Source organism: Paraburkholderia aromaticivorans (genome assembly GCF_012689525.1).
Taxonomy (GTDB): domain Bacteria; phylum Pseudomonadota; class Gammaproteobacteria; order Burkholderiales; family Burkholderiaceae; genus Paraburkholderia; species Paraburkholderia aromaticivorans_A.
The window spans coordinates 1,944,720-1,958,914 of record NZ_CP051514.1; the positions used below are offsets into that span (position 1 = coordinate 1,944,720).

15 protein-coding genes are annotated in these 14,195 nt (G+C 62.0%); all 15 read left to right on the plus strand.

The genetic code is table 11. The annotated features are described in order from the left end of the window. The first annotated feature begins 66 nt into the window (after positions 1-66). The 15 genes from HF916_RS09135 to HF916_RS09205 all read left to right on the plus strand — a co-directional run bounded on the left by HF916_RS09135 (position 67) and on the right by HF916_RS09205 (position 14,191). A complete protein-coding gene (locus HF916_RS09135; RefSeq protein ID WP_240975200.1) occupies positions 67-342 on the plus strand; it encodes a hypothetical protein in 276 nt (91 codons plus the stop codon). Positions 343-396: 54 nt separating this feature from the next. Then, positions 397-777 (plus strand): hypothetical protein, encoded by a 381-nt coding sequence (locus HF916_RS09140; protein WP_168788584.1) that lies wholly within the window; start codon positions 397-399, stop codon positions 775-777. Positions 778-781: 4 nt separating this feature from the next. Further along, positions 782-922 (plus strand): hypothetical protein, encoded by a 141-nt coding sequence (locus tag HF916_RS09145; protein ID WP_168788585.1) that lies wholly within the window; start codon positions 782-784, stop codon positions 920-922. Between the two features lie 54 nt (positions 923-976). After that, a complete protein-coding gene (locus HF916_RS09150; RefSeq protein WP_168788586.1) occupies positions 977-2,371 on the plus strand; it encodes an APC family permease in 1,395 nt (464 codons plus the stop codon). Positions 2,372-2,433: 62 nt separating this feature from the next. Further along, positions 2,434-3,111 (plus strand): hypothetical protein, encoded by a 678-nt coding sequence (locus HF916_RS09155; protein WP_168788587.1) that lies wholly within the window; start codon positions 2,434-2,436, stop codon positions 3,109-3,111. Next, the gene (locus HF916_RS09160) at positions 3,098-3,469 is read left to right on the plus strand and encodes a hypothetical protein (protein ID WP_240975201.1); all 372 of its coding nucleotides are present in this window, start codon (positions 3,098-3,100) and stop codon (positions 3,467-3,469) included. The genes HF916_RS09155 and HF916_RS09160 overlap by 14 nt, the downstream gene beginning before the upstream one ends. A gap of 151 nt (positions 3,470-3,620) precedes the next feature. Next, complete coding sequence (gene purU / locus HF916_RS09165; RefSeq protein WP_168788588.1) at positions 3,621-4,481, plus strand: formyltetrahydrofolate deformylase; 861 nt, start codon at positions 3,621-3,623, stop codon at positions 4,479-4,481. A gap of 83 nt (positions 4,482-4,564) precedes the next feature. Continuing rightward, complete coding sequence (locus HF916_RS09170; protein ID WP_168788589.1) at positions 4,565-5,806, plus strand: FAD-dependent oxidoreductase; 1,242 nt, start codon at positions 4,565-4,567, stop codon at positions 5,804-5,806. 16 nt (positions 5,807-5,822) lie between these two features. Continuing rightward, positions 5,823-6,080, plus strand: a complete 258-nt coding sequence (locus tag HF916_RS09175) for a sarcosine oxidase subunit delta (RefSeq protein ID WP_168788590.1) — start codon at positions 5,823-5,825, stop codon at positions 6,078-6,080. Next, on the plus strand, positions 6,081-9,050 hold the full coding sequence (locus HF916_RS09180; RefSeq protein WP_168788591.1) for a glycine cleavage T C-terminal barrel domain-containing protein: 2,970 nt from the start codon (positions 6,081-6,083) through the stop codon (positions 9,048-9,050). Next, positions 9,047-9,736, plus strand: coding sequence for a hypothetical protein (locus tag HF916_RS09185; RefSeq protein WP_240975202.1), 690 nt, complete (start codon positions 9,047-9,049; stop codon positions 9,734-9,736). Before HF916_RS09180 ends, HF916_RS09185 begins: the two co-directional genes overlap by 4 nt. 97 nt (positions 9,737-9,833) lie before the next feature. After that, entirely contained in the window at positions 9,834-11,162 is a 1,329-nt protein-coding gene (gene glnT, locus HF916_RS09190; RefSeq protein WP_168788592.1) for a type III glutamate--ammonia ligase, read from the plus strand. A gap of 59 nt (positions 11,163-11,221) precedes the next feature. Continuing rightward, positions 11,222-12,130: an amidophosphoribosyltransferase gene (locus HF916_RS09195; RefSeq protein WP_168788593.1), complete on the plus strand. Its 909-nt coding sequence runs from the start codon at positions 11,222-11,224 to the stop codon at positions 12,128-12,130. Continuing rightward, positions 12,118-12,816 (plus strand): protein glxC, encoded by a 699-nt coding sequence (locus HF916_RS09200; RefSeq protein WP_168788594.1) that lies wholly within the window; start codon positions 12,118-12,120, stop codon positions 12,814-12,816. The genes HF916_RS09195 and HF916_RS09200 overlap by 13 nt, the downstream gene beginning before the upstream one ends. Positions 12,817-12,832: 16 nt before the next feature. Beyond that, positions 12,833-14,191 (plus strand): FMN-binding glutamate synthase family protein, encoded by a 1,359-nt coding sequence (locus tag HF916_RS09205; RefSeq protein ID WP_168788595.1) that lies wholly within the window; start codon positions 12,833-12,835, stop codon positions 14,189-14,191. The last annotated feature ends 4 nt before the right edge of the window (positions 14,192-14,195 follow it).

Consider the following 14,195-nt stretch of genomic DNA (forward strand, 5'->3'; position numbering starts at 1 on the left):
GAGGGTTTGAAGATGGAACACGGAATGCAAAAGCGCATCGATCGAATGTTTACCCGAGATCGCCGGATGGCATGCGTCGCTTTGCTGCTGCTATGGGTCACGCTCGGTTACGTCTACATTGCAGTGACTGCGTCCGCGACGGATCCGGCTGTGCGGATTGCGCTTTCGATCGGCGTGACGGGCGTGCTGGTGTTCAATACCGCTTCGATTCTGGCGATGATCCGGCATTACAAGGACGACAAGAATCATATCTACGGTCTCGACATTCGCCACCTCGATGAAAATCGTGCGCGCAAAGCCGAACTCGTTTCAGCCCAGGATGAGGTCCTCGCGCAGCCCTGAGGTGAAGCATCTCTGCAGTGCCCCTAAAGCACCCATCCACGAGGAAAGCGTCCCATGGCAGCCGAATACGTTCCCCCCGTGCAGAAAGGTTTCGGCCAGTTGGTCGACAGCCTGTTTCTGCTTGTGCTCGTGTATTGCAGCTTACTCGCGCCGCTCCTTCTGAAAGCGCCGGAGAAACAGCCCGAGGCTTCGGCAGCGAAGACCCAGGTGTCCTGGCGGGAGCTAGGCCAGAACCCGACGATGCAGGCGCAGTGGCAAAAGCTCGGCTACGACAGTGAGCAAGCCAAGCCGATCATCACGAGCAAGTTCGACTATCAGATCGAACCGGCCTCGTTAATCGTGACGGTTCTCGTCATTGCCGGCTATTTCGGCTTCGTCCTGTTTGTGTCCGACCGGCAGTACCGGCAGGTCATCGCTGAAAAATTTTCGGAGTGAACCGATGAATTTCTGGCAACTGTTGAGTCATGCCGCGTGGGGCCTGTCGATCCTGCTGTTCCTGTGGATTCTGATCGATGCGCTCAAGGTCCGTCGCCAATACAACGACGACTTCCTGATGAGTTCAACCGAAGGAAAGGAATAGCAGCGCGATTGCGCTCAACCCGTTCGAGACGTTCAAGACGTTCAGGAGCAACTCATGAGTGACACCGCGGTAACAGGACAGCCAGGCGAGCGAATCGCGTTGCTGAAAGTGCTTGGGCCGATTCATGTATGGGCGCTCGGCGTCGGTATCGTACTGGTCGGCGAATTCATGGGATGGAATTTTTCTGTCGCCAAAGGCGGCGCGTATGGTTCGCTGATCGCGTGCTGGATCATCGGCCTGCTCTATACCTGTGTAGCGATGATCGATTCCGAAGTGACCTCGACGGTCGCTGCGGCGGGCGGCCAGTACACGCAGGCGAAACACATCATCGGACCGCTGATGGCGTTCAATGTCGGCCTGTATCTCGTCATGGCCTACACCATGCTTGAGGCAGCCGATGCGCTGGTGGTCGGCGACCTGATCAAGGCTGTCGCCGCCGATTCGGGTTTCCCGGGTCTGGATTCGCGACCGTTCGCACTTGTCACCATTGCGTTTCTGGCGTGGCTGAATTACCGCGGGGTGTTTGTCACGCTGACGGTCAATTTCGTCATCACGGCGGTCGCATTCGTCGCTATCGTGGTGCTGTTTTTTGGCGTGCAGCCCTGGAACCCCGGGCATACGCTGCTGCATCACGAATTGCTGACGCCGTTGCCTTATGGATGGCTGGGCGTGGTGGCCGCGTTGCAGTTCGGCATGTGGTATTACCTCGGTATCGAAGGCACCTGTCAGGCGGCGGAGGAAGTGCGCTCGGCCGGTCGATCGATTCCGCTTGGCACGATGTGCGGGATGATCACGCTACTGGTCGCCGCCGCGATGACCTGGTACATCGCGAGCGGACTGATGCCGTGGGAATACCTCGGTCAAGCCGTGACACCGCTATACGACGCTGCGCGCCTGTCGGGCAGTAAGGGTTTGCAAACGCTGCTGTTCGTGGGCACGCTGTTCTCCGCCGTCGCGTCGGCCAACGGCTGCATCAACGACGCATCGCGCGCGTGGTTTTCGATGTCGCGCGATCGCTACATGCCGATGTGGTTCGGCGCCGTGCACCCGCGCTATCGCACGCCCTACCGCGCGATTATCTTTCTTGTGCCGATTGCGATTTCGTTTGCCTTCACGGGCTTACTGGACCAGGTGATCACGTTTTCGATCCTCTCAGGCCTGCTCGGCTACACGTTCATGTCGATCAATATCGTCAAGTTCCGCCGGCAATGGCCGATTGGCAGCATCAACCGGGGCTATGTCCATCCGTTTCACCCGATTCCGGCGATTGTGCTGCTGGTCCTGTGCGTAGCGACCTACTTCGCGACTTACCTGGGCTATGGCGCATCGCTGCTGTCGATCATGGCGTTCTACATCGTCGCTTCCATCTGGTTCGCATTGCATCGCTATAAATTCGTCAAACGTGGGGATCAATTCACGATGGACTGGCCCCGGCCGAAAAATTACTGATACCGGGACGGCGCCGCTGCGACTGTGGAAGAAGTGGCGCCGCAGGAACGGAGTGTCACACCATGCACCTCGCCGGCACCGTCTTGGCCGCGCTGTTCGTCATTGCACTCGGATTCATCTACTGGCGCGACCGGAACGCGCTGAAAGAACGGCGTCTCAAGCTGTTTGAAGCGTGTCTCGCGCTATTCGACAATTACCAGCTGACCCAGGATGCCGTGAATTTCCCGGTACTCACGGGGTCGTACGGCGGATTCGAGGTCCGCATCGAACCCTTGGCCGATCACGTGGTTTTTCGCAAGATTCCTTCGTTGTGGCTGCTTGTCACCGTCAAACACGCATTGCCGGTGGAAGGTACGTTCGACCTGCTTGCACGTGCACAAAACGTCGAGTTCTACTCGCCTGCGGATAGTCTCCAGGTGCGCATCGCCACGCCGGATGCATGGCCCCGCCATACGACGCTCAGAGCTGACCGTTCCGCCGCTGAATTGCCCATGAAGCTACTGGATCCGCATGTGAGGGTGCTCTTTGGCGATCCTCGGTCGAAGGAACTGGTCGTCACGCGGCGTGGCGTAAGAATCGTCTATCAGGCGCACAGCGGGGATCGCAGTGAATATCTGGTGATGCGTTCCGCGGCGTTTCGCGAGGCGCACGTGCCAGCGGCGCTGCTCAGGTCGCTGCTCGATCAGGCCGTAGCCATGTGCGTCGATCTTGCGGCAGGAGGTGCTCATGCGCGTGGGTAAATCGACGCCACCTTCCGCCCGCCGCGATGGGTCGAATCCGGAACCCAAGTCCGGACAGAATGCGGCGGCGCCGCGCCCGCGGCGCCCCTTGCATCCGTACCTCGTGCTGGCTGCCGCCGTGATCCTGCCGGGTGGCGGCCAGGTGCTCAACCGGATGCCCACGCGCGGGCTGATCATGATTTTCTTCATGCTCTCCCTCGGAATCGTCACGATGGAACTCGCCGCGCCGGGACGATCGTTCATCGGCCGGCACGCGGGCGGTCTCTTCGTCTATGCGATCGCCGTGATGGATGCCTACATGACCGCCCGCTATCGGTGGGAGCTGTTCAGACAACGTCGGCTCGCATCCTCGCTTTAGCGCGAACGCTTCGCCTTGAGCCGAACCCTATCTCCAAGGTGGTACTCATAAGGTGTTTCTTGATAGGAAATAAAGTTTATCTGTATTGACCTGTCGTTTTTTCATGGTTACTCTGAATCAACATTTATTCCTACTGAGAACTGGACCCCACATGCCAGCACCTCGCCGCTTTACGCTGACTCTGTCGTGTCCTGACCGCATTGGCATCGTTGCCGCGGTCAGCACATTTCTCGCCGAACATCATGGCTGGATCATCGAGGCGACGCACCACGCCGACGAGATCGAGAAGCGCTTCTTCATGCGCCATGAGATCGCGACCGATTCGTTGCCGTTCAGCGTCGACGCGTTTCGCGAACGGTTTGCGCGCATTGGGCGCGAGTTCTCGATGGATTGGAAAGTCACCGACCATTCGGTGAAAAAGCGCGTGGTCATTCTGGTATCGAAGCTCGAACACTGTCTGTACGACCTGCTTGCCCGTTGGAAAGCGGGTGAACTCAACATCGACATTCCCTGCGTGATCTCGAATCACGACACGTGGCGCAGCTTTGTCGAATGGCACGGCATCCCGTTTCACCACGTGCCGGTTACACCCGACAACAAGGCGCACGCCTATGACGAAGTGCAGCGGCTCTTCGAGGACGCGCGCGCTGACACCATGGTGCTTGCGCGCTACATGCAGGTGCTATCGCCAAAGCTGTGCGCGGCGTATCCGGGCCGCATCATCAACATCCATCATTCGTTCCTGCCGAGCTTTGTGGGTGCCAAGCCGTATCACCAGGCGTATGGGCGCGGCGTGAAGTTGACAGGCGCGACGTGCCACTACGTGACGGAAGACCTCGACGAAGGGCCGATCATCGAACAGGACACGATCCGCGTGCGTCATTCCGACCGTCCTGACGATCTGGTGCGCCTCGGCCGCGATATCGAGAAGGCCGTATTGGCACGGGGTTTGCGATATCACCTCGAAGACCGCGTGCTGATTCACGGCAACAAGACGGTGGTGTTGCGGTAGTCAGTGAGTAGTCAAAACCCTGATCAGGATCGTCCCGGCCTTGCGCTGCAACGGGCAGCAAGGGGCCGCACTAGGAGCAAGCTATGCCGTGGCGTCTCGCGCGTTTCGCAATGTCGAAGCAACATCCCGAACCGAGGATGTTCACGCAGCATGACACTTTGCGTCGTTCTTATGACGTTGTGATTATCGGCGCGGGCGGTCACGGTCTAGCGTCGGCCTACTACCTCGCTCGCGAACACGGCATCACGAACGTCGCCGTGCTGGAGAAGGGCTACATCGGCGGCGGCAACACCGGCCGCAACACGACCATCATTCGCTCGAATTACCTGACACCCGAAGGCGTGCAGTTCTACGACGCTTCCGTCAAGCTGTGGCAAGACCTGGCGCAGGATTTCGACCTGAACCTGTTCTACTCGACGCGCGGTCACTACACGCTCGCCCACACAGATTCGGCGATGCGCACGATGCGCTGGCGTGCCGAGGTCAACAAGCACTACGGCGTCGACTCCGAAGTCGTCGGCCCCAAGGATGTGAAGCAGTCCGCGCCGATGATCGACCTGTCGTGCGGCGGGGTCGCGCCGATTCTCGGCGCCCTCTACCACGCGCCGGGTTCGGTCGCGCGGCACGACGCGGTGGCGTGGGGCTACGGCCGAGGCGCCGATCAGCGCGGCGTCGAGATCCATCAGCAGACGGAAGTGCTCGGCATCGACGTGGTGGGCGGCAAGGTGAAGGGTGTGAAGACTTCGCGCGGCTACATCTCGACCAACAAGGTGCTGTGCGCCGTGGCCGGTTCCACGCCGCGCATGACGGATATGGTTGGACTGCGCACGCCGATCTACATTCATCCTCTCCAGGCGATGGTGAGTGAGCCGCTCAAGCCATGGCTCGATCCGATCCTCGTCTCCGGCAGCCTGCACGTCTACATCAGTCAGTCGGCGCGCGGCGAACTCGTGATGGGCGCCTCGCTCGATCCGTATGAACTGCATTCCACACGCTCGACGCTCGACTTCGTGGAAGGCTTGACGTCACACATGCTCGAAATGTTCCCATTCCTGTCGCAGGTGAAGGTGATGCGTCAGTGGGCCGGCATGGCCGACATGACGCCTGACTTTGCGCCAGTGATGGGCAAGACGCCGGTCGAGGGTTTCTACCTTGATTCCGGCTGGGGCACCTGGGGTTTCAAGGCCACGCCGATCTGCGGCAAGACTATGTCGCACACAGTGGTGAACGACACGAACCATCCGCTCATTACCGGCTTCACGCTCGACCGCTTCCGTCAGTTCTCGTTGACGGGCGAGAAGGGCGCGGCGTCGGTTGGCCATTGATCGGGGAGCGACGGCAATGAAGATCATGACCTGTCCTGTCAACGGCGCGCGACCCGTGTCCGAGTTTGCCTACTGGGGCGAGATCCGCGAGATTCCCGACCCGGCGGCAGCCACCGACGACGAATGGGCGGACTACGTGTTTTGCCGCAACGGCGCAGCGGGCTTCAAGAAAGAATGGTGGTGCCATACGCCGAGCAATACGTGGTTTATCGCCGAACGTGACACCGCGAAGGATCGTGTCGTCCGAACCTATCTGAGTGGCGGGGAGGCGTAAATGCGTTTGGCAAAGCACGCAGGCGAATGGATCGATCGCAATACGACGCTCGATTTCTCGTACGAAGGTAAGGGCCATAAGGGCTTCGCTGGCGACACGATTACCAGTGCGCTGTGGGCGTCGGAGGTGTCGGTACTGGGGCGCAGTTTCAAATATCACCGGCCGCGTGGCGTGCTGTCGCTCGCCAATCACGATGTCAACGTGATGTTGCAGGACGGTGCGCGCATCAACGTGCGGGCTGACGTCACGGAACTCATTGCGGGGGCCAACTGGCATTCGGTCAATACGGTCGGCGGCGTGGCCGGTGACCGCGCCCGCTGGATCGGCAAGCTCGCGCCGTTCCTGCCAGTCGGTTTTTACTATAAGGCGTTCTACAGCAAGCGCTGGTTTCCACGCTGGGAGCGCATGTTCCGCAACATGACCGGGCTGGGCAAGGTCGAGTTCGACGCACCGCATATTCGTACGCCCAAGCGCTATGGCTTTTGCGACGTGCTGGTGATCGGCGCGGGACCGTCTGGTTTGTCTGCCGCGCTGGCGGCGGCGCAACGTGGCGCGGACGTCGTGATCGTCGATGAAAACGCTCGCTCGGGTGGCAGCGGCACGTATCAATTCGGTGGCGACGAGGCGCGCTTTCATGCGGTGCGCAAGCTTGACGATACCGTGCGCGCTCATCCGCGCATCCGCGTGCTGACTGGCACGCTCGCGGCAGCCTATTACGCGGATCATTGGGTCCCGCTCGTGGATGCCACGCGGATCACAAAGATGCGTGCCAAGGCGGTCGTGGTGGCGAGCGGCGCGTTCGAGCAACCTGCGGTGTTTCACAACAACGATTTGCCTGGCGTGATGCTGGCCTCCGCCGCGCAGCGGCTGGCGTATCGCTATGCCGTGAGGCCAGGCGAGCGCGCGGTCGTACTGACTGCCAACGCAGACGGCTACCGCGCCGCGCTCGACATGCTGGCGCGCGGAATGGCTGTCGCGGCCGTGGTCGACTTGCGCGTATCGCACCGCTTTGGAGAACTCGCCCGCGAACTCGAAGCACGCGGGGTCGAAGTGATGACGTCCAGTTGCGTGATCGAGGCTGTAGCGAATGCGGCAGGCAACCGGCTGGTGGCCGTGCGGGTCGGCGCGGTGCCGCCCGTCGGGATGGAGGCCGTTCCCGTGCAGACGCGGGAGATCCGATGCGATACGTTGCTGATGAGCGTCGGCTGGGCGCCCGCGGCCAACCTGTTGTATCAGGCCGGCACGAGCATGCGCTACGCGAAGCCTGTCGAGCAGTTCGTTCCTGACCGGCTACCGGAAGGTGTGTTCGCCTGCGGCCGTGTGAACGGCGTGTTCACCTTCGATAGCAAACTGCAGGACGGCCGTCGCGCCGGTGAACTCGCCGCGATACACAGCGGTCATGCGTCGAGCGCGGGTACTTTCGGTGAATACGCGGTCGTCGTCGCGCCGGAGCCTGAATCGCCCTCGCATGCATGGCCGATCGTCCCGCACGCGGCAGGCAAGAACTTCGTCGACTTCGATGAAGATCTGCAGCTCAAGGACTTCGCCAACGCCGTGCAGGAAGGTTTCGACAATATCGAACTGCTCAAGCGCTTTTCGACCAACGGCATGGGCCCGAGTCAGGGCAAGCATTCCAACATGAACGGCCTGCGCATCCTCGCGCAACTGACCGGTAAGGAACCGCAGCAGGTCGGCACGACCACGGCGCGTCCGTTTTTCCATCCCGTGCCAATGTCGTTGTTGGCCGGACGCGGATTCAATCCTGAGCGGCGCACGCCGTTGCACGCCCAACATGACAGGCTCGGCGCGCAGTGGATGCCGGCGGGCGTCTGGCAGCGTCCCGAGTACTACGCGGTGGCGGGCAAGGATCGCGCGACGTGCATCCAGGAGGAAGTGCTGGCGGTGCGCAACGGCGTCGGCATCATCGACGTGGGCACACTCGGCAAGCTCGAAGTGCGCGGACCGCAAGCCGCAGAGTTCCTTGAACGCGTCTACGTGTCGAAGTATGCAGGTCTGAAGCCCGGCATGACACGCTACGCGCTGATGTGCGACGAATCGGGCGTGGTGATCGACGACGGCGTGATCGCGCGCCTCTCCGACGATCACTTCTACTTCACCACCACGACGTCGGGAGCTGCTGCGATCTATCGCGAGCTGTCGCGGTTGAACACGATCTGGGGTCTCGACTGCGGCATCGTCAACGTGACCGGTGGCTATGCGGCTGTCAACCTGGCGGGTAGCCAGGCGCGTGCCGTGCTCGAAAAGCTGGTCGATCTCGATCTGTCCTCCGAAGCATTTCCGTATCTCGGCATTCGAGTCACCGGTATCGCACTTGGCACGCATCGCGTCCCCGCGCGGCTGATGCGGGTCGGCTTCGTCGGCGAATGGGGTTACGAAATTCATATTCCCGCCGAATACGGCGAAGCGTTATGGACGACGCTCGTCGAAACGGGTGCCGAATATGGCATCCGTGCGTTCGGCGTCGAAGCACAACGACTTCTGCGGCTCGAAAAAGGCCACGTGATCGTCAGCCAGGATACCGATGGTCTCACGACGCCCCGCGATGCCGGGATGGAATGGGCGGTCAAGATGGACAAGCCGTTTTTTGTGGGCCAGCGCAGTCTGAAGATCATCGACAAGCAGTCTGCCCAACAACGGCTCGTCGGTTTCGCCCTGGATGAGGGGGTGAAGAATGCGAGCTTGCGCGAGTGCCATCTCGTGATCGACGGCGGCGAAATCGCCGGGCGCGTGACGAGCGTCGCGTGGAGTCCGACGCTGCAGAAGACGATCGGTCTCGCGTTTGTGCGCCCGGCGCTGACCGCAGCCGGCACTCGTATCACGTTTCGCGTGAGCGACGGCAGCATGGTGCCGGCCACCGTCGTGCCCACGCCGTTCTACGACCCTGAGAACCTGCGGCAGAAAGAGGCCGCGCCGTCGAAGACCGCCGCACCCAGGAAGGAGGCCGCATGAAAGCACCGAACGCAGCAATGGCGTTGCGCGCCAGTCCCGCGCGCGATGCCCAGCAGGCGGCCCACGCGCAGTGGACCGTGCTGGAGAACATGCAGGTGGCCGAGCGCTTTGGAGCCGGCGACGCCGCGCTGGCCCGCACACTCGGCATCGCCGACGTGTCGTATCTGCACCGCACCGGCTTCAAAGGGCAGGGCGTGGCGGCATGGCTCGCCGAACAGGGCGTCCCTGTGCCTGAGACGCCCAATACGTGGCAGCCGCTGGCGCAGAGCGGTTTCATCGCGCGACTTGGCTTGACCGAATACCTGATCGAGGATGGCCTCCGTGGCCGGACCTCGGCGAAGCTGGCCCATCGCGAGCCGGCATTGCGTGTCTACCCGGTGCTGCGCCAGGACCTGGCGCTGGCCCTGTGCGGGGAGGCCCTGCACGAGTTGCTGCTGCAGACCTGCAATGTCAACTTTCGCGCGTTGGACCTGGAGGCGAGACCCGTCGTGCTCACGTCGATGGCGGGTGTCGCCGTCACGGTGCTGCCGGGCGAGCGGCTAGGCCGGCCGTACTACCGTTTGTGGGCCGACGGCACGTACGGCATGTACCTGTGGGAAACCCTCGTCGGCATTGCTGCCGAGTTGGGCGGCGGGCCGGTCGGTCTCGCCACGATCACCGAAATCGACCAGGCAGCATCCCGGTAGGCCAACGACAGGAAGGCCCGAGCACGCTGGCCGTGCGCTGGCACAGCGCGTCGGGCGCTTCTCCGACATAGCACCATGACGCTTGAGGACAATCGACATGACCCCCGCAGAAGCCAAGAAATTCCTTGCAGACAACGATGTGAAATACATCCTCGCGCAGTTCGTCGACATCCACGGGGTCGCGAAGACCAAGTCGGTGCCGGCAGCGCACCTCGACAGCATCCTGACGGCAGGTGCCGGTTTTGCGGGCTTCGCGGTCTGGGGCCTCGGGATCGATCCGCAGGGCCCTGACTTCATGGCGGTCGGCGATCTCGACACGCTGGCGCTGGTGCCGTGGCAACCGGGCTATGCTCGCATCGCCTGCGATGGCCACGTCAAGAAGCAGCCGTGGGATTTCGAAAGCCGCGTCACTTTGAAAAAGCAGGTCCGGCGTCTGACTGAACACGGCTGGATTCTGAATACCGGGCTCGAACCGGAGTTCTCGCTGCTGCGGCGCACGGAAGAAGGCCGCATCGTGCCATGCGACGATTCGGACTCGCTGCCGAAACCCTGCTACGACTACAAAGGTCTGTCGCGCTCGCGCGTCTTCCTCGAACGCCTGACTGAATCGCTGATCAAGGCGGGCATCGACGTCTATCAGATCGACCACGAAGACGCCAACGGCCAGTTCGAAATCAACTACACGTACACGGACTGCCTGAAGTCCGCGGATCACTACGTGTTCTTCAAGATGGCCGCATCTGAGATCGCTAATGAACTTGGCCTGATCTGTTCGTTCATGCCCAAGCCGTTCGCGAACCGGCCGGGCAACGGCATGCACATGCACATGTCGATTTCGGACGGCGAGCGCAACCTGTTCGCCGACGATCGCGATGAATACGGGCTCGGTCTCTCGAAGCTCGCTTATCACTGGACGGCCGGACTGCTCAAGCACGCTCCGGCACTGGCGGCGATCTGCGCCCCGACCGTGAATTCGTACAAACGGCTGGTGGTGGGACGCTCGCTGACGGGCGCAACATGGGCGCCCGCGTACGTGAGCTACGGCGACAACAACCGCTCGTCGATGGTGCGCATTCCTGGCGGCCGGATCGAGTTGCGTCTGCCCGATGCGGCCTGCAACGCCTATCTCGCGACCGCGGCGGTGATCGCGGCGGGCCTCGATGGCGTGAACAACAAGCTGCATCCGGGCAAGCCGTGCAATCTGAATCTGTACGAGCTGAACCCGCAGGAACTCAAGGACAACGGCATCAGCATCCTGCCGCAGAACCTCCAGGATGCGCTGCACGCACTCGAGCGGGACGAGGTGATGCTCGAGGCGCTCGGGCCGGCGGGTGGCGAATTCCTTCGTCTCAAACATATGGAATGGATCGAGTACATGCGCCATGTCTCGGACTGGGAACAGAAGTCCTACCTCGAATTTTTCTAACGTCTCACCGATCGCCAAAAATCAATTGAACGCAGGACTGTGCGCAGGAGAAAAAAACCATGTGTGGAATTGTCGGATTACTCGTCAAGCAGCCGGCGCTGCGCGAGCGGCTGGGCGAACTAATGGTGCCCATGCTGCTCGGTATGACTGAGCGCGGCCCGGATTCGGCGGGCCTTGCCGTGTTCACCGATCCGGTGAGCGAAGGCACCCGCAAGATCAGTCTCTATTCAGGTCTGACCGATGACGGCGAAGACTTCAACTGGCAAGGGCTTGTACACGAACTGAACGCCCACATGGGCGCCAAAGCATCCGTGCATGCGAAGGGCAACCACGCGGTGCTGAACGTCGGGTTGGCGCCCGATACGGTCAAGCGCTGGATCAAGGAACAGCATCCGCAGCTGCACATCTTGTCGACCGGTCGCACGATCGATCTCTACAAGGACGTGGGCACGCCGGAGGAAGTGTCGAACCGGTACGCGTTCAGCGGCCTGACGGGCACGCACCTCGTCGGCCACACACGGATGGCGACCGAATCGGCAGTCACGCCGGATCGCGCCCACCCGTTCACGGCGGGCGAGGACTTCTGCCTCGTGCACAACGGATCGCTGTCGAATCCCTACGGCGTGCGCCGGATGCTCGAACCGCACGGCATCCGCTTCGACACGGACAACGATACCGAAGCCGCATGCCGTTTCCTCGAATACCGCCTGCGCGAAGGTGACGATCTCGAAGTCGCGCTGCAAAAGGGCTTCGAGCAGCTCGACGGGTTTTACACGTTCCTGATGGGCACGCCCGACAAGCTCGCGTTGATTCGCGATCCGTTCGCCTGCAAGCCGGCCGTCGTTGCCGAAACCGACGACTACGTGGCGATTGCCTCCGAGTTCCGCTCGCTGGCCCATCTGCCCGACATCAAGCATGCACGCGTGTTCGAACCGGCTCCCGAGGAGATGTACGTATGGAAAGTGTGAACTTTGACCTGGCGAGCACGCCAGTGACCGAGCTCAACCGCTTCCTGCACAAGGACGCCGCTGACAAGGGCACCCGCATGGTGCGCATCACGAATCCCGATGGCGCGCACAACATCGCGGTGGGACTCGACCTGCCGATCGAGATCGAAATCGACGGCCACGCGGGCTACTACGCCGCCGGCATGAACAAGGAAGCGAAGGTGACGATCAGCGGCAGCGCGAGTACCGGCGTCGCCGAAAACATGATGAGCGGCCGGGTCCACGTGAAGGGTTTTGCGTCGAACGCGGCGGGGGCCTCGGCGCATGGCGGACTGCTGGTGATCGAAGGTGATGCGGGCTTGCGCTGCGGCATTTCGCTCAAGGGCGCCGATATCGTCGTCAAGGGTTCGGTTGGCAGCTTCTCGGCGTTCATGGCGCAGGCGGGACGCCTCGTGGTGTGCGGCGACGCAGGCGACGCGCTCGGCGATTCGCTGTACGAGGCAGTGCTCTACGTGCGCGGCAGCATCAAGTCGCTCGGCGCCGACGCACGCGAGGAGCCGCTGACCGGCGCCGACGTCGAGGCGGTTGCACAGTTGTTGCGCGCAGCCGGTCCGGCCTTCGCCGGCATCGATCCGAAGGCGTTCAAGCGCATCGCTTCGGCCCGTTCGTTGTATCACTGGAACGCGGACGCGAACCAGGAATATTGACCCAAGGATCCTCGCCATGGAAATCAAGCCCATCCAAATCAAGCAAATCGCCACCGAAGAATCCTGGGGTTTCGACCGCAAGACCATCGATTACATCCAGAACGCGGCGGCACACGGTCTGTATGAAATCCGCGGTCTCGGCGCCAAGCGGCGCGTGCCGCACTTCGACGATCTGCTGTTTCTCGGCGCGTCGCTGTCGCGCTATCCGCTCGAAGGCTATCGCGAGAAGTGCGTGACGAAGACCGTGCTTGGCACGCGCTTCGCCAAAAAGCCGATCGAACTGGCGATTCCGATCACGGTGGCGGGCATGAGTTTCGGCGCGTTGTCGGCCAACGTGAAGGAGTCGCTTGGCCGCGCGGCGACCGAAATGGGCACCTCGACCACGACCGGCGACGGCGGCATGACACAGGAGGAACGCCGCTCGTCGAAGACGCTCGTCTATCAGTGCCTGCCGTCGCGTTACGGCTTCAACCCGGACGACGTGCGCCGCGCCGATGCCATCGAAGTCGTGATCGGTCAGGGCGCGAAACCGGGCGGCGGCGGCATGTTGCTGGGTCAGAAGATCTCGCCGCGCGTCGCGAAGATGCGTACGCTGCCCGAAGGCATCGACCAGCGCTCGGCATCGCGCCATCCCGACTGGACGGGACCGGACGACCTGCTGATCAAGATTCACGAACTGCGCGAGATCACCGACTGGCAAACGCCGATCTATGTGAAGGTCGGCGCGACCCGCACCTTCAACGACGTGAAGCTCGCGGTGCATGCCGGCGCGGACGTGATCGTGGTCGACGGTATGCAGGGCGGCACAGCGGCGACGCAAACCTGCTTCATCGAGAATGTGGGTATTCCTACGTTGGCCGCATTACGCCAGGCGGTCGACGCGCTGGAAGACCTGAACATGAAGGGCACCGTGCAGCTGATCGTGTCGGGCGGCATTCGCAGCGGCGCCGACATCGCCAAGGCGCTCGCGATGGGCGCGGATGCGGTTGCGATCGGGCAGGGCGTGCTGTTCTCGCTGGGCTGCAATAGCGCCACGTATATGCAAAACGGCCAGCATGTGTCCGCACTCGACGACTACGCGAACCTTGGTACGGCGCCGGGCTATTGCCATCATTGCCATACCGGCAAGTGCCCGGTCGGCATCACGACGCAGGATTCGGTGTTGCAGGAGCGCCTGCAACCCGAGATCGGCGCGAAGCGTCTGAAGAACTATCTCAAGACGCTCAATATGGAACTGACCACGATCGCGCGGGCGTGCGGCAAGCAGAACGTGCACCACCTGGAGCGGGAGGATCTCGTCGCGCTGACCGTTGAAGCCGCGGCTATGGCGCGTGTGCCGTTGGCGGGAACAAGCTGGATTCCGGGCGCGGTCTGATCGC